Here is a 19,409-nt window from a genome sequence, read left to right as displayed (position 1 = left end):
CCGCCGTCCGCGGCTCAGCGGGCGAGCAGACCGTCGATCCGCTCCAGCGCGGGCGCCGCGGCCTGTCGCGGCAGGATCGCCTGGATGCCCGACACCAGGGTGTAGTCCCCGAGCGCGAGGTCGTCCACTGCGGGCAGCAACGGCCGTTCGCCGAGCGCGAGTTCGAGCGCGGCGGCGGGCAGGTTCAGCCCGCAGAGCCGCAGTTGGTGAAGCCCGCCGGACGGCCGGGTGTTGATGTCGAGCACCACGGGCCGACCGCCCGGCTCGTGCCGGAACTGGACGTTGGAGAGGTGCCCGACGCCGAACCGTTCGACCAGCCGACGCGCCGGCTCCAGGTAGCAGGGGTCGACGGTGAAGCTCCGGCGCCGGCCCTGCTTGCTGCGGCCGACGGCGGCCAGCAGCCGCCCGTCCTGGTCGGCGAGGCAGTCCACCGACACCTCGGGGCCGTTCAGGTAGGGCATCACCAGCAGGTCGGCGGGCGCGGTGGAACTCCTCAACGCGGCCAGCACCAGGTCGAGTTGGACCCGGGCGTCGACGTACCCGGCGAGTCGACGGAGGCTGAACGGTTCGCGGGTGAGGATCCGGAAGCCCTCGCCGCCCGCGCCGCCGGCCGGCTTCAGGCAGGCGGTCGCGCCGGTGGCCTCGATCTCCTCGACGGCGACCAGCAGTTGGGCCGCTGTGTCGGCGTGCCGCCACAGCGGGGTGGGCAGGCCGGCGGCGTCGAGGGCGCGGTAGCCCTCCGCCTTGCTGTCGAACAGGGCGATCGCGGACGCGGGCGGGCAGATCAGCGCGGTGCCGAGCGCCTCGAACTCCCGGCGCCGCAGCGATATCGCCAACTGGTGCAGGCGAGGGAGGAAAACGTCCACCGCGTGCCGGGCGCAGAATTCCAGCGCGAATTCCACGTAGCCCTCGGCGGAGAGCCCGTCCGGTTCCAGCAGCCCGAGGTCGGCGGCGGCGAGCACCGGCGAGTCGGGGTCGACGTGGGTGGCCAGGACGTGCACCGGCCGCGGCGCGGACCGCAGCAGCTCGATGAAGAAGACGTTCTCGGCGTAGGTGCGGTTCAGCCAGACGCGGACGGGCGCGGTCAAGAGAGGTCTCCCCGGAGAAGGGCGTGCCAATGGGAGGTCATCACCGACCGGTTCGCCTGCGCTGCGGCGGCGCTCACCTGCGGTGTGGGGGCCACCTTAGCGCTGTTCCGGAGCGATTCGAACAATGGGGCGGTGAGCTGCGCGGACACCTCGAAACCGGGTGTCCGGAAGGGGTGTTGGGGGCGCGTGGAGGCCCGCCGGGAGGCTCGCGCGGGTCGAACGATGATCGATCCAGTGCGCTGGTCGCACTATTCGGCTCGCACACCTGAATCACCCGCACGAGTGATTGCCGGAGCACCTGATCGACCGTCAGCATGGTTGCCGCCAACCGCCGTCGAAGCGATCACGAGGCCCTCGGAAATGACGACCGAAACCACCGCCGGAATTCCCCAGCCGAGGCCGCAGAGCAGCCTCTCGGTGGCGGCCGCCAAGAACCTCGCGTCGACCACCAAGTCGGCCCCGCAGATGCAGGAGATCAGCAACCGCTGGCTGCTGCGCGCCCTGCCCTGGGTCGAGGTCGACGGCGGCACCTACCGGGTCAACCGGCGACTGTCGTACGCGGTCGGCCGCGGCCGGGTCGGCTTCGCGCAGACCGGCCGCCAGGTCCAGGTCGTCCCGCCCACGCTGCGCGAAGTACCGGTGCTGCGCGGCTTCGAGGACGACGAGCTGCTCACCGAGCTGGCCGGCCGGTTCGTCCAGCGGGACTTCGCCGCGGGCGAGGTGCTGATCGAGCAGGGCCGCGAGATCGACGAGGTCTACCTGGTCGCGCACGGCAAGGTCGACAAGATCGGCACCGGCCGGTACGGCGACGCCACCGTGCTCGGCACCTTCGCCGACGGCGACCACATCGGCGACGAGGCGCTCACCGTCGCGGACCGCCGCTGGCCCTACAGCGTCAAGGCCGCCACCGCCGGCACCGTCATGGTGCTGTCCTGGCCGGCGTTCCAGGAGCTCGCGGACCGCTCCCCGGCACTGCGCGACCAGATCCTCGCCTTCATCGCGGACTCCCAGCTCCCGCAGAACCGCAAGGGCGAGGCGGAGATCGGCATGTCGGCCGGCCACGAGGGCGAGTACGAACTGCCCGGCGCCTTCGTCGACTACGAACTCGCCCCGCGCGAATACGAGTTGAGCGTCGCCCAGACCGTCCTTCGGGTGCACAGCCGGGTCGCCGACCTCTACAACAAGCCGATGGACCAGACCGAGCACCAGCTGCGGCTGACCGTCGAGGCGCTGCGCGAACGCCAGGAGCACGAGCTGGTCAACAACCCGGAGTTCGGCCTGCTGGCCAACGCCGAGTACAGCCAGCGGATCCAGACCCACTCCGGCCCGCCCACCCCCGACGACATGGACGAGCTGCTCTGCCGCCGCCGCAGCACCAAGTTCTACCTCGCCCACCCGAAGGCGATCGCCGCCTTCGGCCGCGAGTGCAGCCGCCGCGGCCTGTACCCGGAGACGGTGCAGGTGGACGGCAAGACGGTGCCGACCTGGCGCGGCGTCCCGATCTACACCTGCAACAAGATCCCGGTGGTGAACGGCTCCACCTCGATCCTGGCGATGCGTGTCGGCGACGACAACCAGGGCGTGATCGGCCTGCGCCCCGGCAAGCTGCCCGACGAGGTCGAACCCGGGCTGAACGTCCGCTTCATGGGGATCGACGAGAAGGCGGTCGTCTCCTACCTGGTCAGCGCCTACTACTCGGCGGCGATCCTCGTCCCGGACGCCATCGGCGTGCTGGAGAACGTGGACGTCGACAACTGGCACGACTGACCGCGCGGCGGGCCCGCCGTCCCGGGCCCGCCCCGCCGACCGCCCCGGCACTCGGCCGGCGCGGAGATCCGCCCCGCCCCGCACCCGGGGCGGCCCCAGGGGGAGGACTCACCATGGCCATCACCGTGTCCGAACGCGGACAGCACAGCGAGGACACCACCGTGCTCCTCGACGGCGCCCGCGACACCGCCGAAGCGCTCGCCCTGCTCGGCCGGGCCCGCACCGTCGTCGACCCGGCGCTGCGCGCCGCCGTGGACACCCTCCCGGACTCCATGCGGCAGATCGCCGGCTACCACCTCGGCTGGCTGGAGGCCGACGGCGTCCCGAGCGCGGCCGGGGCCGGCAAGGCGATCCGCCCCGCCCTGGTGCTCGCCGCGACCCAGGCCGTCGGCGGCCGCCCGCAGGACGCCGTCCGGGCCGCCGCCGCCGTCGAACTCGTGCACAACTTCACCCTGCTGCACGACGACGTCCTCGACCGCGACCACACCCGCCGCCACCGCCCCACCGCCTGGCGGGTGTTCGGCACCACCGGCGCGATCCTGGCCGGCGACGCCATGCACTCGCTCGCCCTGCGCGTCCTCGCCGAGGACTCCCACCCCGCCGCCGCGGCCGCCGTCCGCCGCCTCGCCGACTGCGTGGTCGAACTCTGCGCCGGCCAACAGGCCGACTGCTCCTTCGAACAGCGCTCCGACGTCACCCTCGCCGAGTGCCTCGCCATGGCGGAGAGCAAGACCGGCGCCCTGCTCGGCTGCGCGTGCGCCCTCGGCGCGCTGTACGCGGGCGCGGACGCCGCCACCGCCGACGCGATGGACGCCTTCGGCCGCGAGATCGGGCTCGCCTTCCAGCTGATCGACGACCTGATCGGCATCTGGGGCGACCCCGCGATCACCGGCAAGCCGGTCGGCGCGGACCTCGCCGCCCGCAAGAAGTCCCTCCCGGTCGTCCACGCCCTCTCCTCCGGAACGGCCGACGGCGCCGAACTCGCCGCCCTCTACGCCTCCGGCCGCCCCCTCAGCCCCGCCGAACTCGCCGCCGCCGCCGACGCCGTCGACCGCGCCGGCGGCCGCGCCTGGGCCCAGGGCGAGAGCTGCGAACGCATGGCCACCGCCATCAGCCACCTCGCCGTCGCCATCCCGGACCCGACCGCCACCGACGAACTGCTCGCCCTGGCAGAACTGGTCACCCGCCGCACCTACTAGAGGGGGCGAAACCCGGAGAGCGCCACCGGGAAGAGCATCACCGGGGAGAGCACCACCAGGGGCGCGGGGAACTGCGCGAGGCGGGAGGCGCCCGACCGCAAGATCGCGACGCAGGGCAATGACTTGCACGTGTTCGCGACCTTGCGGACCCGTCGGCGCTTGTCGCTTCGTCAGTGCCCGCGCCCGCCCGCCGTCAGGCCCTGAGCAGCCGCTCCTCCTTGCCCGCCTCGATCCCCAACGGCGTGTCCAACTGCCGGTAGGCGACCTCCGTGCGCCCGCCGCCCTCCAGCCAGGCCCACGTGTCGCGAACCGTCTCCGTGAGCGGCCGGATCCGCAGCCCCGCCGCCATCGCCGTCGCCGGGTCCGCCCGCCAGGTGCCGTGCCAGCCGTCGGTGACGGGGGCCCAGAGCGGGAGCTCCACCCAGGGCGCCACCTCCGCGGCGAGCAGGGTCTCGTCGGCCGTCCAGACGAACTCCGCGTCCGATCCCGTCGCGTCGCGGCACGCCTCCAGGAACTCCCCGGTCGTCGCCGACCCGATCGGCGAGGTGGTCACGTACCGCCCCGTCGCGCTCCGTTCCGCGAGGTCGAGGCCGAACGCGGCGAAGTCCCGGGCGTCGATCAGGCTGAGCGGGTTCTCGGGGGCGCCGGGGGCGAGTACGCGGCCGCCGCGGGCAATCCGGTCGAGCCACCAGGGGAGGCGGCCGATCGGCTCGTGCGGGCCGATCAGCAGGCCGCAGTTGAGGATCGCCGTCGCGGGCCCGAAGTTGTCGACCAGGGCGCGTTCGCAGCCCGCCTTGAGGGCGTTGGCGAACGGCTGGTCCGGCCCGACGTCGCCGGCGCAGTCGAGGGTGGGGGACTCCGCGTCCACCGGGAGGGCCGGCCAGTCGGCGAAGGCGTGGACGGAGGAGACGAACCCGTAGTGGCCGGCCCGGTCGCGCAGCAGGCGGGCGGCGGTGGCGACGTCGTGCGGCTGCTGGCCGGAGGTGTCGATCACCGCGTCCCACTGCCGGCCGTCGACCAGCCGGCGCAGGTCGTCGAGCGAGGTGCGGTCGCCGTGGACGGCCTCCACGCCGGGCAGGTCGGTGCGGCTGACCCCGCGGTTGAAGGTGGTGACGCGGTGGCCGCGCGCCAGCGCCTCCGCGGCGTAGGCACGGCCGAGGAACTTGGAACCGCCGAGCAGAAGGATGTCCATGGAAGCAGGGTGTCCGCTCGGACCCCCGGCCATCCGCGTTCTCTGCTGTCGGCAGAGCGCTTTCGCTGCGAGCAAAGCGCCCGGGCCGACCCGATCGCACACCCGCTGACGGTGTGTCGGAGAGTCGAGGGCCCCGCGTGGCCGGAGCGCCGCATAGCATCCCCGGTGTACCGGTATGTCTGAATGATCCCTTTCATGGGGGAGAAGGGTGGACGGCATGGGCGGCCCGGCCAGCATGGATCCGGAGGCGGTCCGGCGGACGGCCGCGCAGGCGTGGATCCGCGGCTACCCGATGCTGGCGAACTACGCGACGCTCCATGCGCAGGCGATCGACGACGCGGACCCCCGGTACGTCGGGGGTCTCGGCGTGTTCCGCCACTTCTCGCGCCCGTTCACCCCCGCGGACACCGACGTGGTGACGCCGAACAACGACACCCCGTACTCGTGGGCGTGGCTCGACCTGCGGGCCGAGCCGTGGGTGCTGGAAGTCCCGGCCACCGAGCGGTACCACGTGCTGCCGGTGCACGACCTGGACACCGCGTACGCGGGCTTCGTCGGCACCCGCGCCACCGGAAGCGGCGGCGGCCGCCACCTGATCGCCGGCCCCGGCCACCGGGCGAACCCGCCGGACGGCTTCGACGGGGTGGTGCGGACGGACACCAACCTGGCGGGCATCGTCGGCCGGACGTACCTGGCCGGGCCCGACGACGTGCCGGAGCTGCGCCGCGTCCAGGCCGGGTACCGGCTCAAGCCGCTCAGCGAGCACCTGGGCACCCCGCGGCCGGTGGCGGCCGAGCCGGTGTGGCCGGTGTGGCGCGGCGAAGAGGTGCTCGGCACCCTGGAGTTCTTCACCTTCCTGGACTTCCTGCTCGGCTTCTTCCCGGTCCTGCCCGCCGACGCCGAGCTGCGCGAACGCCTGGCCGAACTCGGCGTCGGCACCGGCGACTTCGAACCCGCCGCACTGCCCGCCGAGACCCGGTCGGCGATGCTCGCGGGCATCGCCGACGCCCGCGGCGAACTCGCCGCCGCCGTACCCGAAGCAACCACCGGGGGCGCCCTGTTCGGCACCCGCGAGCAACTCGGCAGCCGCTACCTGGACCGTGCGTGCGGCGCGCTCACCGGCCTGTACGGGCTGCCCGCCGAGGAAGCCTGGTACGGCGGCTGGGAGTCCGAGGCCGGCGGCCGGCTGCCCGTCGAGCTGCGCTTCGAGCCCGGGCAGCTCCCACCGGCCCGGTACTTCTGGTCGGCGACCATGTACCGCTTCCCGGAACGGCAGTTGACGCCCAACGCGATCGACCGCTACTCGATCGGCGACCGCACCCCCGGCCTGGTGCACGCCCCCGACGGCTCGCTCACCCTGTACCTCCAGCACGAACGCCCCACGGATCCGGCCGAGTCGGCGAACTGGCTGCCCGCCCCGGCCGACCCCTACCAGGTCGTGGTGCGCGCGTACGGACCGAAGTCCGCGCTGCTGGACGGCAGTTGGCGGCTCCCGACGCCCACCCCCCGTTGAATCCGCTGAACCCGCCGAGCAGAAAAGGACGTTCGCCATGGTTGACGCCACGCCCGAGATGCTGGCCGCCGAGGCCTTCGTGTACGGCTACCCGCTGGTCGCCGACCTGACCATGGTGGACACCATCCACCGGCGCGGCCTGGGATCGATCGGCCCGACCGAGTGGAACACCTTCGGGCACGCCGCCGAACTGGCCACCCCCGACTCGCACTTCGTGTCGGTCAACAACGACACGGTGTACTCGGTGGCCCCGCTCGACCTGTCCGGCGGCCCACTGCTGCTGCACGTCCCGGACTCCGCCGGGGCCTACTACGTGCTGCAGTTCATCGACGCCTGGACCGACAACTTCGCCTACCTGGGCCGCCGTTCGTCCGGCACCGCCGAACAGACCTGGCTGATCGCCCCGCCGCACTGGCACGGCACCCCGCCCGAGGGCGTGCCGGTGATCGTCGCGCCGACCACCGTCGCGGCGATCGCCGCCCGCCACGCCTGCGCCGGACCGGAGGACCTGCCCCGAGTGCGGGCCCTGCAAAGGGAGTTGACGCTCACCCCGGTCGAAGCGGACCGGCCGCTCGCCGGACTGCCCGAACCGGACGCCGAGGTGCCGGAGGAACTGCGGTTCCTGGAGCGCCTGCGGGTATGGATGGCGGCGTTCCCGCCCGGCCCCGCCGACGTCGAGTTCCAGCACCGCTTCGCCCCGATCGGACTGCTCGACCGGGACCGCTCCCCGTACCTCGACGGCCCCGCCGAATGGGCGCAGGCACTCGCCAAGGGCCTCGCCGCGGGCCGCGAACGGGTCGAGGCGGCCAGCATCGGCACCGTCGAACCCACCGGCGAATGGACCGCCAACCGGCACCTGTTCGACTACAACCTGGACCACCTCGGCCCCGGCACCCGCGACGAATCCCAGTGGAAGGTCGCCGACCGCCGCGCCACCTACCTCACCCGCGCCGTCGCCGCCCGCACCGCCCTGTGGGGCAACCACGCCTACGAGGCCACCTACGCCACCACCTACCACGACGCCGACGGCCACCCGCTGGACGGTGCCCGCTCCTACACGCTGCGCTTCGAACAGCTGCCGCCGGTCGGCGCGTTCTGGTCGGTGACCATGTACGACACGCCCGAGTACCTGCTCGTCCCCAACGACATCGACCGGTACTCGATCGGCGACCGCACCCCCGGCCTGGTGCACGCCCCCGACGGCTCACTCACCCTGTACCTCCAGCACGCCCAGCCCACCGACCCCGACGAGTTCGCCAACTGGCTGCCCACCCCGTCCTCCGGCTTCCGCCCGATGGTGCGGATGTACCAGCCGCAGGACGCGATCCTCGACGGCACCTACCGCCTCCCGCCGATCCAGCCGCGCTGACCCTGCCTCAGGACGGCGAGCCGGCCGCCGACGGCGAAGCAGCCGACCCGGACGGGCCCGCCGACCCGGACGGGCTCGCCGACCCGGACGGGCTCGCCGACCCGGGCTGGCCCGCCGACCCGGACGGGCTCGCCGTCGGGGCGGGCGAGCCGGTGGAGGACGGCGACGGCGTGCCGTCGGACGAGGGCACGGGCGTCGGCGTCGGTGTCGGCGTGGATGTCGGCCTCGGCGGCGGAACGGGTGTCGGCAGCCCGCGGTGGTCGCTCCCGCCCTCCAGGGTGACCACGGCGGTGGACGGCGCCAGCGCCACGTGCGCCGTCCACCGGGACTGCGGGGCGCGGGACTCGTCCACCGTGACGATGACGGTGATCCGCTGACCGGGCGCGAGCGTGCCGGAGTCCCGGCTGAGCCGCAGCCAGTCGACGTCCGGCACGGCGTGCCAGCTCAGCGTTCTGCCACCGGAGTTGGTCAGGGTCAGCACCGTGCGACTGCCGAACTCGCCGGCCTCCACGGTCAACTGCTCCCGGGCGGCGGACGGCGGGGCGGGATCCGCGGTCGGCGCGGGGCCGGGCGGCGGGGTCGGGCCGTGCGAGGGCACCGTCAGCGCCGGGCCCTGAACCATCGGCAGGGACGTTTCTGCGGCCACCGAGCCCGCCAACTGCAGGGCGCTCATCGCGGGCGCCGCCGCCACCGCCGGCCGGTGCTCGGGCGCTTCCACCCGTACGGAGGACACCGCCGTCGCCGGCCCGTCCGGGTTGCCGTCCCGGTGCGCGCTCCACAGCGCCACCACCGGCGCGGCCAGCACCGCCGCCAGCACACCCGTGGTCACCACCCGCTGCCGCACCGCCGAGCCGCGCACCGCCGAGCCGCGCGCCCCGGCCGCTGCCCGGTGCCGGGGGAAACCGCGCCGGTCGAACTGCGGCTCGCCGCCGGGCAGGCCCAGCGCGGCCCGCCGACCGGCCGCCGCGCCCGACAGGAACGCGGTGCCGCCCGCCGCCGCCGGGGCCGGGCGCAGCCGGGTGGGCGCGGTCAGCAGCGGCAGGCCGGGCAGCCCGGCCAGGCCGTGGCCGAGCTGCCCGGCGACCCGCTCGGCGGTGCCGCGGCAGGTCGGACACTCCACCAGGTGCTCCACCAGCTCCCGGCGCAGCGCCGCGCCGAGCACCCAGCCCCGCCAGGACTCCCCGCCGACCCCGCCGAGCCGCGCCAGCCGCGGACAGGAGCCCACGCCGAGCACCAGCAGCGCCGTCCTGGTCCGGCCGACCTCGGCGCCCGCGGCGTCCAGCAGCGCGGCCGTCTCCTCGCCGGACCGGCCGAGCACCGCCGCGACCTCCCCGGCGTCCAGCCGGTGCCGGACCGCCAGCTCCAGCGCCTCGCGCTGCTCCGGGTCGGTGCCGGCCGCCTCCGGCCAGGCCAGCGAGGCGAGTTCGCGACGCCGCTCGCCGACCGTCCCGGGCGGGGCCGACGCGGCGGCGGCGGGTGCGGCGGGGGCGGGTGCGGTGGTGCGGCCGCCGTTCAGCCGGGTCAGGCAGCGGTGCCGGGCCAGCGCGTACAGCCAGGCGCGCAGCAGCGCCGGCTCGGTGAGCCGGCCGCCGTGCCGGCGCGCCAGGTCGCGGACCTCCAGCACGGCCGCGGTGGCGGCGTCGTGGTCGCAGAGCACGGACAGGCAGTAGGTGAACAGCCCGTCGACGCAGGCGCCGTACGCCCGCAGGGCCGGGGACGGTTCGACGGGGTGGAGCTGGCCGGTGGTCACGTCATCGACGGTAGGCAGCACAAACCCTCCGACCGGTGGGTTTGGGGCGCTTGTCCTTCTTTCGGGTAACGCCACCGCTCCCTTGTTCGCCCGGTTGACGCCGAGCGTTGACCCCTGCCGTTGACACCAGCCCTTGACCCCCAGCGTTGACGCCCCTCCGTTGACGCCCAGCCCGCCGCCCGCCGGGCCCTGTCGGTGCGAGGCGCTACCGTGGCGCGCATGGCTGCCCGTACCAAGACCACCGCCAAGCCGCGCCCGGCGTACCGCTGCACCGAGTGCGGCCACCAGCTGCCCAAGTGGGTCGGCCGCTGCCCCGAGTGCAACGCCTGGGGGACGGTCGAGGAGTACGGCGCGGTGCCGATCCGCACCACGGCGGCGGGCCCGGTCTCCTCGCCTGCCAAGCCGATCGCGCAGGTGGACGGCCAGGTGGCCACCGCCCGCTCCACCGGCGTGCCGGAGCTCGACCGGGTGCTCGGCGGCGGTCTGGTGCCGGGCGCGGTGGTGCTGCTGGCGGGCGAGCCGGGCGTCGGCAAGTCCACCCTGCTGCTGGACGTCGCGGCGAAGGCCGCCTCCGACCGGCACCGCACCCTGTACGTCACCGGCGAGGAGTCCGCCGGGCAGGTCCGGCTGCGCGCCGACCGGATCAACGCGCTCTCCGAGCACCTCTACCTGGCCGCCGAGCAGGACCTCGGCGCGGTGCTCGGCCACATCGAGGCGGTCAACCCGAGCTTGCTGATCCTGGACTCCGTGCAGACCATCGCCTCCGCCGAACTCGACGGCGCGCCCGGCGGCCCCGCACAGGTCCGCGAGGTGGCGGGCGCCCTGATCCGGGCGTCCAAGGAGCGCGGCATGGCGACGTTGCTGGTCGGCCACGTCACCAAGGACGGCCAGATCGCCGGCCCCCGCCTGCTGGAGCACCTGGTGGACGTGGTGCTGTCCTTCGAGGGCGACCGGCACGCCCGGCTGCGGCTGATCCGCGGCGTGAAGAACCGCTACGGCGCGACCGACGAGGTCGGCTGCTTCGAACTGCACGACGAGGGCATCGTCGGCCTCGCCGACCCGTCCGGCCTGTTCCTGACGCGCCGTGACAAGCCGGTGGCCGGCACCTGCCTGACCGTCACCCTGGAGGGCAAGCGCCCGCTGGTGGCGGAGGTGCAGGCGCTGATGGTCGACTCGCAGATCCCCTCGCCGCGGCGCACCACCTCGGGCCTGGAGTCGCCGCGGATCGCGATGATCCTCGCGGTGGTGGAGCGGCACGGCGGCGTGAAGCTCGGCAAGCAGGACATCTACACCGCCACCGTCGGCGGCGTGAAGCTCACCGAGCCGTCCGCGGACCTGGCGATCGCCCTCGCCGTGGCGTCCTCCTCCACCGACACGCCGCTGCCGAACAACCTGGTGGCGATCGGCGAGGTCGGCCTGGCCGGCGAGGTGCGCCGGGTGACGGGCGTGCAGCGGCGGCTCGCCGAGGCCCACCGGCTCGGTTTCACGCACGCCCTGGTGCCGCCGGACCCGGGCAAGGTGCCGCCGGGCATGAAGGTCGTGGAGGTGTCCGACATCGGCGAGGCACTGCGCGCGATCCCCGGCCGCCGCCCCCGTTCGAAGGCCCGTCAGGACGCCGCGCCGCAGGGCGTTCCGGCCGGCCGGGCCCCCGCCCGGGAGCGCGCCGCCGCCCCGGTCCAGGCGTACCCGGAGGAGCTGATGGCGGGCTGGGAGCCGCTCGACTCGGACGAACTGGCCTGACCCACGTCCTGTCGCTGTCATACGCAGTTAGACTGCACCTGCTAATTGCCGTCAAGTGCAGTAATGACAGACAGACCGTCGGGCGCCGCGCCACACGGTCCGGGTCGCCCCAAGGAGTCACGTGGCAGCCATCGACCGGGCGGACAAGTCCACCCGCGAGGAGGCCCTGCTGCGGGCCTCCCTCAGTGCGGTCGCGCCGGGCACGGCGCTGCGCGACGGGTTGGAGCGGGTGCTCCGGGCCAACACCGGCGGCCTGATCGTCCTCGGCTTCGACAAGAGCGTCGACGCGCTCTGCACCGGCGGTTTCGTGCTGGACGTCGAGTTCACCGCCACCCGGCTGCGCGAGCTGTGCAAGCTGGACGGCGCGGTCATCCTCGACAAGGACATCAGCAAGATCCTGCGGGCCGGCGTCCACCTGATGCCGGACGCCGACATCCCCACCGACGAGACCGGCACCCGCCACCGCACCGCCGAGCGGGTCAACCGGCAGACCGGCTTCCCGGTCGTCGCCGTCTCGCACTCGATGCGGCTGATCGCCATGTACGTCAACGGCACCCGCCGGGTCCTGGAGGACTCCACCACGGTGCTGTCCCGCGCCAACCAGGCGCTGGCCACCCTGGAGCGCTACAAGCTGCGCCTCGACGAGGTGGCCGGCACCCTGTCCGCGCTGGAGATCGAGGACCTGGTCACCGTCCGGGACGTCTCCGCCGTGGTGCAGCGCCTGGAGATGGTCCGGCTGATCGCCGGCGAGATCGCCGGCTACGTGCTGGAACTCGGCACCGACGGCCGCCTGCTGTCCCTGCAGCTGGACGAGCTGATCGCCGGCGTCGAGCCGGAGCGCGAACTCGTCGTCCGCGACTACTTCCCGGACCGCGCCGCCAAGAAGGGCCGCACCGTCGCCGAGGTGCTGGACGACCTGGAGGCGCTCACCCACGCCGAGCTGCTGGACCTGCAGACGGTCGCCAAGGCGCTCGGCTACACCGGCGCCCCCGAGTCGCTGGACTCCGCGGTCTCCCCGCGCGGCTACCGGCTGCTCGCCAAGGTGCCGCGGCTGCCGAACACCGTCATCGAGCGGCTGGTCGACCACTTCGGCGGCCTGCAGAAGCTGCTGGCCGCGTCCATCGACGACCTGCAGACCGTGGAGGGCGTCGGCGAGACCCGGGCCCGCTCGGTCCGCGAGGGTCTGTCCCGGCTCGCCGAGTCGTCCATCCTGGAACGCTACGTCTGAGCGGCCGTCACTCCTCCGGAGCCGGCTGCACCGCGTACATCAGCGCGAACAGGGTCACCTCGACGGCGTCCGGCCCGGTGGACTCCGGCTCCGCGAACAGCTCGTCCAGCACCTCGTCCAGCCGGCCGCGCAGCTTCCGCAGCCGCTCCGGGCTGAGCCGCGTCGTGGTGTGCGCGAACTTGCTCGGCCGCAGGTTGCCCTGCGAGGCCGGGGTCAGGTCGACCCGGCCGGCCAGGAAGTTGCGCCGGAAGTCCGACCGCACCAGGTCCATCGCCGCCAGCATCGCGTCCAGCGCGGCCGGCGGCTCGTCGCCCTCCGTGTAGACCTGCGGCGACAGCCGCAGTGAGTGCTGGGCGGAGCGGTACCGGCTCTCCACGATCCCGGACACCAGCCGGGTCTCCGCGACGAACACCAGCCCGGTCTGCTCCAACTGCTTGACGTGCCGGTACAGCTTGGTCGGTGCCTCGTCCAGCTCCGCCGCGATCTCCTTCACCGACATCGGCTCCGGATCCCGCTTCATCAGCGCGCCGAGCACGGCCAGCCGCAGCGGGTCGGCCAGCGCCTTCAGCGTCGCGACGTCCGTGACCTCGCGTTCTTTCCTCTGATCCACCACGTCGCCATTCAGCCACACCGTTCATCCCTTGTGCAATCATTCGCGGCCGTGCAACCATTCACGCAGGCGTGAATGGTTGCCAAGGTGTGAACGGGGTGGAGTGATGACGGTGACCGAGAACCCGACGACGACGGCGGCGGTGGCGCTCGCGGCGGTACCGCTGCGCCGCAACCGCCGCTTCCAGACGCTGTGGGCCGGATCGGCCGCCGCGATGCTCGGCACCTGCGTCGCCGACACCGCGTACCCGCTGCTGCTGCTCGCCATGACCGGCTCGCCCACCCTCGCCGGGGCGTTCGGCGCCGTCCAGTTCGGCGCGTCCGTGCTGTTCGGCCTGCACGGCGGCGCGGTCGCCGACCGGCACGACCGGCGACGGGTGCTGATCCTCGCCGACACCGTCCGCCTGCTCACCGCGCTCAGCGTCGCCCTCGCCCTGTTCACCCACCGCCTCACCGTCCCGCACACCCTGCTGGCCGCCGCCGCCATCGGCGCCACCATGGCCTACGGCGGCCCCGCCCGGATGCTCGCGCTGCGCGCCGTCGTCCCGCCCGAACAGCTGCGCCAGGCCCTCTCCCAGGACGAACTGCGGGTCAACGGCGCGGCCCTGGCCGGCCCCCCGCTGGCCGGCTTCCTGCTCGGCCTCGGCCGCGCCGTCCCCTTCCTCGCCACCGTGCTCGCCTCCGCGGCCGCGCTCGGCGCCTCGATCGCCGTCCGCTTCGACACCGAACCGGCCGGGCCGACGGGGGCGGCCGACGGCAAGGAGAAGGGCGCGGTGTTCGTGGGGCTGCGGCACATCTTCGGCGACCCGACCCTGCGGGCCACCGTGCTGGTCGCCGTCGCGCTCAACCTGGCGGGCTCCGCGATGCTGCTGACCGTCATGGTCCTGCTGCGCGACCACGGCACCTCCGAGGCCGGCACCGGCCTCGCCCTCACCGGCGAAGCCGTCGGCGGCCTGCTCGGCGCCCCCCTGGTCACCCGCCTGCACCGCGCTCTCGCCCCCGGCGTCCTGCTCCTCGCCGTCGCCTGGGCCGCCCCGCTGCTGTTCGGCGTCCTGGCCGTCGCCGAAGGCCCGTTCGCGGTCTTCGGCATGCTCCTGGTGATGTCGCTCGGCATCCCGGCGCTGCGGGTGATGGTCGACGTGCTGGTCTTTCAGCAGGTCCCCGAGGCGATGCGCGGCCGCGCCATGGCCGCCACCATGACCCTCCTGATGGCCGGCCTCCCCGTCGGCACCATGACCGCGGGCCTCCTCCTCGACCGCCTCCCCGCCACCACCGTCCTCCTCCTGCTGGCCGCCCTCCTCGCCGCCGGCCTGCTCCCGCTCACCCTCGGCCGCTCGCTGCGCGGCACCGGCTGGCCGACATCATGAGGGGGGACGGGGCGCGAGGCCGGGGAACGCACCCCACCGCAAGAACGCGACGCAGGACACTGACCTGCACGTTGATCGCGACCTGGATGGTGTGCGCTTCCTTCTCAGCCCTCCAGGCGGATCGAGGTGCGCGCCGACAGCGGGCCGCCGGCCGGGCCGGTCAGGTCGGCCTGGACCAGGTAGTTGCCCGCCTGGGCCGGCGTCGGGTCGGTGGTGGCGCACTGCGGCTTGGAGCGGCTGCGGTCCCAGCCGAAGGTCTCGGTGACGCCGCTGTTGCCGGCGATCTGCGCCCAGGCGTCGACCTTCTCCGCGATGCAGTCCGCGGAGGACCAGATCCGCTCGTTGCTGCTGGAGGTGATGGTGAGCGCCGAGTTCTCGTGCGAGAGGTTGACCCGGCAGCCCGAGCCCGAGGAGTTGCGGATGGTCAGTGCCAGTCGCGGCTTGTCCTTGGCCGGGTACGAGTTCTGCGCCGACGCCAGCTCCAGCGAGAGCTGCGAGGTGGCGCACACCGGCAGGGCCATCACCTCGGGCGTGTTCACGGCCGGCGAAGGCCCGGGCGAAGCGGACCGCCCGCCACTGCCGCCGGTCGACCCGTTGCCGCCGCCGTTCGAACCGCCGCTGCCGCCGCCGGTGACGTTCAGCTCGCCGGCCGCGCCGCCGCTCGGGGCGGGGCCGCCGGGGCGGGTGGTGATGGCGGAGCCGCTGGGAGAGGCGCCGGGGGTGATGGACTGGGCGGGCGCGGGCTGCGGCCCGGTGCTCTCGGAGGCGGCCTTCTGCTCCTGCTTGCCGTCCCCGCCGGTGCCGAACGCGAGCCAGCCGATCAGCAGCAGGGCGACGGCGAGGGCGGCGAGGATTACTGCGCGGCGCCGCCAGTAGATCGAGGCGGGCAGCGGTCCGACGGGCTGGCGCAGAGAGGGCACGGGCAAACTCTACGAGACCTTGTGCATCTGCTGACGCATCAACACCGCAGCAGGGGCACTTCTTTCACATGATCCGCCATTTGCTCCTCCTGGGGGACTCGACACGACGGTGCGCCGCCCTATAGTCGCCCTCATGGCCTCCCCGCACGACTCCGCTCCCGGCACCGCGACCCTCGACCCCGCACAGCTGATCGCCGAGGCGCGCCGGGCGTTCTTCACCATGTTCGGCTTCCTCTGCCTGATCTGGGCCGTGCAGGTGGCGAACTGGGCGATGGACGGGCAGATAGCCCTCCAGCACGGCATCCTCGCGCGGCAGGCGAGCAGCCTGCCCGACCTGCTGACCGCGCCGTTCCTGCACCTGAACTGGCAGCACCTGGAAGGCAATTCCGGCCCGCTGTTCGTCTTCGGCTTCCTCGCCGCCTACCGCGGCGTGCGCAAGTTCCTCGGCCTGACGGCGCTGCTGGTGGTGACCAGCGGCATGACGGTCTGGCTGTTCGAACGCGGCGACGTGGTGACCGTCGGCGCCAGCGGCGTGATCTTCGGGTACTTCGGCTACGTGGTGCTGCGCGGCCTGTTCGACCGCAACCTGATCGACTCGCTGATCGGCCTGGTGATGGGCGCGTCCTTCGCCTACCTGCTGACCACCGCCATCCCGGGCACCCCCGGGGTGTCCTGGCTGGGTCACCTGGGCGGCCTGGTCGGCGGCCTGGTCGGCGCCTGGATCTTCCGCACCCGCACCCCGGAGCAGGCCGCCGCCACCACCCCCGCCGCGACCGCGGACCCTGACCGGGCCCTCACCCCGACCGGGCCCGGCAGGAGCGGCAAGAGCGGCGGGACGACGGCCGGCTCGCGGGCCGACCTGCTGAAGGAGCTCGACGACCTGGGGCTTTAAGCCCTCGCAGCACCTCGTGGCAGGATCGGGGGTGCCATGGTTGCCACTGCTTCGACTCCCACCCCCGCCGCCCTCCAGGCGCTGCACACCACCGTCATCGGCTGGTACGAGGGCAACGCCCGCGACCTGCCGTGGCGGACCCCCGACGCCTCGCCGTGGGCGGTGATGGTCAGCGAGTTCATGCTCCAGCAGACGCCCGTGAAGCGGGTGCTGCCCGCGTACGCGGCGTGGCTGGAACGCTGGCCCACCCCCGCCGCGCTGGCCGCGGACGCACCCGGCGAGGCGGTGCGGATGTGGGGCCGGCTCGGCTACCCGCGCCGCGCGCTGCGCCTGCACGCGGCGGCCACCGCGATCACCGAGCAGCACGACGGCGCCGTCCCGGACGACCACGCGGCGCTGCTGGCGCTGCCCGGCGTCGGCGAGTACACGGCGGCCGCGGTCGCCTCGTTCGCGTTCCGGCAGCGCCACGCGGTGCTGGACACCAACGTGCGCCGGGTGTTCGCCCGCGCCGTCACCGGCGTCGAGTACCCGGCGAACGCCACCACCGCCGCCGAGCGCCGTACCGCGCACGAGTTGCTGCCGGCCACCGACGAGCGGGCCGCGACCTGGGCCGTCGCCGTGATGGAGCTGGGCGCCCTGGTGTGCACCGCGCGCGGCCCCGAGTGCGGCGCCTGCCCGCTGTTCGCCGAGTGCGCCTGGCAGCGGGCCGGCTGCCCGCCGTACCAGGGCCCGGCGCGGCGCGGCCAGACCTACGAGGGCACCGACCGACAGGTCCGCGGCAAGCTGCTGGCGGTGCTGCGGGACGCCCACGGCCTGGTCGAGCAGGGCCGGCTGGACGTGGTCTGGCCGGACGCGATCCAACGCGCCCGGGCCCTGGACGGGCTGGTCGCCGACGGCCTGGTGGAGCCGGTCGGGCCGGGCACCTACCGGCTGCCGCAGTAGCGGACGGAAAACGGCCCGGGACCAGTCGGTCCCGGGCCGTCGTCATGCCTGGACAGGCGTCACATCGCGCCTTCGAGCGCGGCCTCGGCCTTCGCCTCGGCGGCGTCCGCGCCACCGCGCAGCTTGACCTCGCGCAGGAACAGCGAGGCGGCCACGGCGATCAGGCTGATCACCGCGCCCCACAGGAAGACGGTGTGCATGCCGTTGGAGATGCCGTGCTGGTAGGCGCTCAGCACGTCGGCCGGCAGCTTGCTCAGGGTGGCCGGGTTCATCGCCGACATGCCCTCGGCGCTGCCGCCGCCCTGCTGCATGTGCTGCAGGACCTCCGGCGGGAGCTTCGCGACGCTCTTGTTGACCTGGTTGATGTACAGGGTGCCGAACAGCGCCACGCCGAAGGAGCCGCCGATGGTGCGGAACAGGGTGGCGGAGGACGAGGCGACGCCCATGTCCTTCATCTCCACGCTGTTCTGCGCGACCAGCATGGTGACCTGCATCAGGAAGCCCATGCCGGCGCCGAGCACCACCATGTAGCAGGACGAGGCGAAGCTGGAGGTGTCCACCGACAGGGTCGACAGCAGCAGCGAGCCGCCGCCCATCACCACGGTGCCGATGATCGGGTAGATCCGGTACTTGCCGGTCTTGGTGATGGCCTGGCCGACCACCAGCGAGACCACCAGCATGCCGAACATCATCGGCATCAGCAGCAGGCCGGAGTTGGTCGCCGAGGCGCCCTGGACGATCTGCTGGTAGGTGGGCAGGAAGGTGACCGCGCCGAACATGGCGAAACCGACGATGAAGCCGATGATCGAGACCATCGTGAAGTTGCGGTTGCGGAACAGCTTGAGCGGAAGGATCGGCTCGGCGACCCGCTGCTCGACGTAGCAGAAGCCGATGATCGAGGCGACGGACAGCGCGCCCAGGCCGAGGATCTGCTTCGAGCTCCAGGCGTACTCGTGGCCGCCCCAGGTGGTGATCAGGACCATCGAGACGATGCCGATGGTGAGCAGGGCCGCGCCCAGGTAGTCGATCTTGGCGTTGGAGCGGACCTTGGGCAGCTTCAGCACCACGACGATGAAGATCAGCGCGATCGCGCCCAGCGGCAGGTTGACGTAGAACGTCCAGCGCCAGTTCAGGTGGTCGGTGATGAAGCCGCCGATCAGCGGGCCGCCGATGGTGGCCAGCGCCATGACGGCGGCGAACATGCCCTGGTACTTGCCGCGGTCGCGGGGCAGCACCAGCGCGCCCATGATCGACATCACGCCGACCATCAGACCGCCGGCGCCCAGGCCCTGGACGGCGCGGAAGGCGATCAGCTGGGTCATGGTCTGCGACATGCCGGACAGCGCCGAGCCGAGCAGGAAGATCGCGATCGAGACCAGGAACGAGCCCTTGCGGCCGTAGAGGTCGCCGACCTTGCCCCAGATCGGGGTGGAGGCGGCGGTGGCCAGGGTGTAGGCCGTGACCACCCAGGACATGTGCTCGGCGCCGTTCAGCTCGCCGACGATGGTGGGCATCGCGGTGCCGACGATCAGGTTGTCGAGCATGGCGAGCAGCATGGTGATCACCAGGCCGATCATCACCAGGCGCACCTCGCGGTGCGGCCGCTGCTCGAACTCCTCGGCGGGCTTGCCGAGATCGACGGACGGCCCGTCCTCCGGAACCGCCTCGGACTGTTGGGTTGTCATGCGTCTCTCCCGGGGCGCAGGTGCCGCGGTGGTGTCCGCGACGGTACTTACTTGACGACCGGCTAGTTAATTGCCGTTCGGCACGGTAAGTTGTTACCTAGCCGGTCGTCAAGCCAGTTTCGAAGCAGCCCCTCTGGGCAGGGAGAAT

At 73.3% G+C, this 19,409-nt stretch carries 15 protein-coding genes; 9 read left to right on the top strand and 6 right to left on the bottom strand.

All coding sequences use genetic code 11. From position 1 onward, the window contains the following. Positions 1 to 14: 14 nt before the first annotated feature. Positions 15 to 1,088 (bottom strand): ATP-grasp domain-containing protein, encoded by a 1,074-nt coding sequence (locus tag ACFV4P_RS16695; RefSeq protein WP_380471680.1) that lies wholly within the window; start codon positions 1,086 to 1,088, stop codon positions 15 to 17. A 360-nt stretch (positions 1,089 to 1,448) separates the two neighbouring features. On the opposite strand from ACFV4P_RS16695, the gene ACFV4P_RS16690 reads away from it, so the two are divergent. Beyond that, positions 1,449 to 2,855, top strand: coding sequence for a family 2B encapsulin nanocompartment shell protein (locus tag ACFV4P_RS16690; protein WP_380471678.1), 1,407 nt, complete (start codon positions 1,449 to 1,451; stop codon positions 2,853 to 2,855). A gap of 113 nt (positions 2,856 to 2,968) precedes the next feature. Next, the gene (locus ACFV4P_RS16685) at positions 2,969 to 4,054 is read left to right on the top strand and encodes a family 2 encapsulin nanocompartment cargo protein polyprenyl transferase (protein ID WP_380471676.1); all 1,086 of its coding nucleotides are present in this window, start codon (positions 2,969 to 2,971) and stop codon (positions 4,052 to 4,054) included. Positions 4,055 to 4,247: 193 nt separating this feature from the next. On the opposite strand, the gene ACFV4P_RS16680 is transcribed toward ACFV4P_RS16685, so the two are convergent. After that, positions 4,248 to 5,246: an NAD-dependent epimerase/dehydratase family protein gene (locus ACFV4P_RS16680; RefSeq protein WP_380471674.1), complete on the bottom strand. Its 999-nt coding sequence runs from the start codon at positions 5,244 to 5,246 to the stop codon at positions 4,248 to 4,250. A gap of 217 nt (positions 5,247 to 5,463) precedes the next feature. Between ACFV4P_RS16680 and ACFV4P_RS16675 the strand changes: the two genes are divergently transcribed. Further along, on the top strand, positions 5,464 to 6,759 hold the full coding sequence (locus tag ACFV4P_RS16675; RefSeq protein ID WP_380471671.1) for a DUF1254 domain-containing protein: 1,296 nt from the start codon (positions 5,464 to 5,466) through the stop codon (positions 6,757 to 6,759). Positions 6,760 to 6,796: 37 nt separating this feature from the next. Continuing rightward, entirely contained in the window at positions 6,797 to 8,128 is a 1,332-nt protein-coding gene (locus ACFV4P_RS16670) for a DUF1254 domain-containing protein (protein WP_380471669.1), read from the top strand. Between the two features lie 7 nt (positions 8,129 to 8,135). Here the strand turns inward: ACFV4P_RS16670 and ACFV4P_RS16665 are convergent, their stop codons facing one another. Continuing rightward, positions 8,136 to 9,878: a hypothetical protein gene (locus ACFV4P_RS16665; RefSeq protein ID WP_380471667.1), complete on the bottom strand. Its 1,743-nt coding sequence runs from the start codon at positions 9,876 to 9,878 to the stop codon at positions 8,136 to 8,138. A gap of 219 nt (positions 9,879 to 10,097) precedes the next feature. On the opposite strand from ACFV4P_RS16665, the gene radA reads away from it, so the two are divergent. Both radA and disA read left to right on the top strand, forming a co-directional pair. Further along, positions 10,098 to 11,618 (top strand): DNA repair protein RadA, encoded by a 1,521-nt coding sequence (gene radA, locus ACFV4P_RS16660; RefSeq protein WP_073807685.1) that lies wholly within the window; start codon positions 10,098 to 10,100, stop codon positions 11,616 to 11,618. Between the two features lie 121 nt (positions 11,619 to 11,739). After that, on the top strand, positions 11,740 to 12,846 hold the full coding sequence (gene disA / locus ACFV4P_RS16655; RefSeq protein ID WP_073807687.1) for a DNA integrity scanning diadenylate cyclase DisA: 1,107 nt from the start codon (positions 11,740 to 11,742) through the stop codon (positions 12,844 to 12,846). A 7-nt stretch (positions 12,847 to 12,853) separates the two neighbouring features. On the opposite strand, the gene ACFV4P_RS16650 is transcribed toward disA, so the two are convergent. Beyond that, on the bottom strand, positions 12,854 to 13,456 hold the full coding sequence (locus ACFV4P_RS16650) for a helix-turn-helix domain-containing protein (protein ID WP_380471664.1): 603 nt from the start codon (positions 13,454 to 13,456) through the stop codon (positions 12,854 to 12,856). A 106-nt stretch (positions 13,457 to 13,562) separates the two neighbouring features. Here ACFV4P_RS16650 and ACFV4P_RS16645 point away from each other — a divergent pair, with 106 nt between their 5' ends. Then, a complete protein-coding gene (locus ACFV4P_RS16645; RefSeq protein WP_380471662.1) occupies positions 13,563 to 14,822 on the top strand; it encodes an MFS transporter in 1,260 nt (419 codons plus the stop codon). A gap of 104 nt (positions 14,823 to 14,926) precedes the next feature. Here ACFV4P_RS16645 and ACFV4P_RS16640 read toward each other — a convergent pair whose 3' ends face one another. Further along, complete coding sequence (locus tag ACFV4P_RS16640; protein ID WP_380471660.1) at positions 14,927 to 15,742, bottom strand: hypothetical protein; 816 nt, start codon at positions 15,740 to 15,742, stop codon at positions 14,927 to 14,929. A gap of 133 nt (positions 15,743 to 15,875) precedes the next feature. On the opposite strand from ACFV4P_RS16640, the gene ACFV4P_RS16635 reads away from it, so the two are divergent. Continuing rightward, positions 15,876 to 16,634 (top strand): rhomboid family intramembrane serine protease, encoded by a 759-nt coding sequence (locus ACFV4P_RS16635; protein ID WP_380471657.1) that lies wholly within the window; start codon positions 15,876 to 15,878, stop codon positions 16,632 to 16,634. Between the two features lie 36 nt (positions 16,635 to 16,670). Continuing rightward, complete coding sequence (locus tag ACFV4P_RS16630) at positions 16,671 to 17,576, top strand: A/G-specific adenine glycosylase (RefSeq protein WP_380471655.1); 906 nt, start codon at positions 16,671 to 16,673, stop codon at positions 17,574 to 17,576. A gap of 59 nt (positions 17,577 to 17,635) precedes the next feature. Here the strand turns inward: ACFV4P_RS16630 and ACFV4P_RS16625 are convergent, their stop codons facing one another. Further along, entirely contained in the window at positions 17,636 to 19,261 is a 1,626-nt protein-coding gene (locus ACFV4P_RS16625) for an MDR family MFS transporter (protein ID WP_380471652.1), read from the bottom strand. Positions 19,262 to 19,409: the final 148 nt, after the last annotated feature.

It is taken from the genome of Kitasatospora sp. NPDC059795 (assembly GCF_042732175.1).
In the GTDB taxonomy this organism is placed as follows: Bacteria; Actinomycetota; Actinomycetes; order Streptomycetales; family Streptomycetaceae; genus Kitasatospora.
This window is presented reverse-complemented; position numbering and strand designations above follow the sequence as displayed.

Excerpts from the sequence above, each read along its gene's own strand:
- ACFV4P_RS16675 (WP_380471671.1), top strand. The coding sequence starts at position 5,464 with ATGGGCGGCCCGGCCAGCATGGATCCGGAGGCGGTCCGGCGGACGGCC.
- ACFV4P_RS16625 (WP_380471652.1), bottom strand. The coding sequence starts at position 19,261 with ATGACAACCCAACAGTCCGAGGCGGTTCCGGAGGACGGGCCGTCCGTC.
- ACFV4P_RS16635 (WP_380471657.1), top strand. The coding sequence starts at position 15,876 with ATGGCCTCCCCGCACGACTCCGCTCCCGGCACCGCGACCCTCGACCCC.
- ACFV4P_RS16685 (WP_380471676.1), top strand. The coding sequence starts at position 2,969 with ATGGCCATCACCGTGTCCGAACGCGGACAGCACAGCGAGGACACCACC.
- ACFV4P_RS16630 (WP_380471655.1), top strand. The coding sequence starts at position 16,671 with ATGGTTGCCACTGCTTCGACTCCCACCCCCGCCGCCCTCCAGGCGCTG.
- radA (WP_073807685.1), top strand. The coding sequence starts at position 10,098 with ATGGCTGCCCGTACCAAGACCACCGCCAAGCCGCGCCCGGCGTACCGC.
- ACFV4P_RS16690 (WP_380471678.1), top strand. The coding sequence starts at position 1,449 with ATGACGACCGAAACCACCGCCGGAATTCCCCAGCCGAGGCCGCAGAGC.
- ACFV4P_RS16670 (WP_380471669.1), top strand. The coding sequence starts at position 6,797 with ATGGTTGACGCCACGCCCGAGATGCTGGCCGCCGAGGCCTTCGTGTAC.
- ACFV4P_RS16680 (WP_380471674.1), bottom strand. The coding sequence starts at position 5,246 with ATGGACATCCTTCTGCTCGGCGGTTCCAAGTTCCTCGGCCGTGCCTAC.
- ACFV4P_RS16645 (WP_380471662.1), top strand. The coding sequence starts at position 13,563 with ATGACGGTGACCGAGAACCCGACGACGACGGCGGCGGTGGCGCTCGCG.